The 1,389-nt window shown below is 65.2% G+C and carries 1 pseudogene; it reads right to left on the minus strand.

Going from position 1 to position 1,389, the window contains the following annotated elements:
• Positions 1–43: 43 nt before the first annotated feature.
• Positions 44–1,269 (minus strand): annotated as a pseudogene (locus AB0H43_RS38940) (IS256 family transposase).
• Positions 1,270–1,389: the final 120 nt, after the last annotated feature.

The raw sequence follows: 1,389 nt of genomic DNA on the forward strand, positions 1-1,389 counted from the left end.
CCGGGACTGTCAAGATAACGGTGTAAGTCCGTTTTAGTGAGGACTACTTGCGGCCTGCGGACAGGCGTCCTTCGAAGGTCATTTCGAAGGCGTTCAGGGCTGGTTTCCAGCGTATGGTCCAGCGGCGGCGGCCTTGCCCCGTCGGGTCTAGGCCCATCACCGCGAGGTAGACGCACTTGAGCGCGGCGGTCTCGTTGGGGAAGTGCCCGCGGGCACGTACGGCGCGGCGGATACGAGCGTTGACCGACTCGATCGCGTTGGTCGAGCACACGACTTTGCGGATCTCGGTGTCGAACGTCAGGAACGGCACGAACTCCGCCCACGCGTTGTCCCACAGGCGAATGATCGCCGGATAGCGGACGCCCCAGATGTCGGCGAACTCGGCGAAGCGTTCCTTGGCGGCGGCTTCGGTCGGTGCGGTGTACACCGGCCGAAGCGCCTTGGCGATACCGTCCCAATGCTGGCGCCCGGCATAGCGGAAACTGTTGCGCAGCAGGTGGATGACGCAGGTTTGCACAATCGCGACAGGCCAGGTCGCCTCGACCGCGTCTGGCAGTCCCTTGAGCCCGTCGCAGACCACCATGCACACGTCGGCGACGCCGCGGTTGCGCAGCTCGGTCAGCACCTGCAGCCAGAACTTCGCCCCTTCGCCGCCGTCACCGGCCCACAGCCCGAGAATGTCGCGGGCGCCGTCGACGGTGACAGCCAAAGCGACGTAGATCGGCCGGTTGGCGACCTTCCCGTCCCGGATCTTTACGTGGATTGCATCCAAGAACACCACCGGATACACCGGGTCCAGGGGCCGGCTCTGCCATTCGGCCATTCCTTCCACGACCTTGTCGGTGATCGTGGAGATCGTCTGCGGGACACGTCCGCGCCATAGACCTCGGCCAAGTGCGCTGCGATCTCGCCGGTCGTCAAACCTTTGGCCGACAACGAGATCACCATGTCCTCGACCCCGGACAGGCGACGTTGGCGCTTACGCACGATCTGCGGTTCGAAGCTGCCGTCACGGTCACGGGGCACCGCGATGTCGACCGGGCCGATCTCGGTCAGCACGGTCTTGGCCCGTACACCGTTGCGAGAGTTCCCGCCGTCGTTCCCGGCGGGGTCGCCCTTGTCGTAGCCGAGATGATCGGTGATCTCCCCGTCCAACGCGGCCTCGATGACCCGCTTGGTCAGCTGAGCGAGCAGGCCGCCGTCGCCTGTCAGTTGCAGCCCGGACGCCCTCGCCTGCTCGACCAGCTGGGTGACCAGCGCAGCGTCCACGCCCTCTGTCTCCGGCTTCGCCGGCTTTCCCTTCGCCACGTCGTCATCAACGACCGTGGGTTCTACATCGACCATCGGTGCTCCCTTGAGAGGGACTTACACCGTTCGTCTTACAGTCCC

It is taken from the genome of Hamadaea sp. NPDC050747 (assembly GCF_040654195.1).
Classification (GTDB): domain Bacteria; phylum Actinomycetota; class Actinomycetes; order Mycobacteriales; family Micromonosporaceae; genus Hamadaea.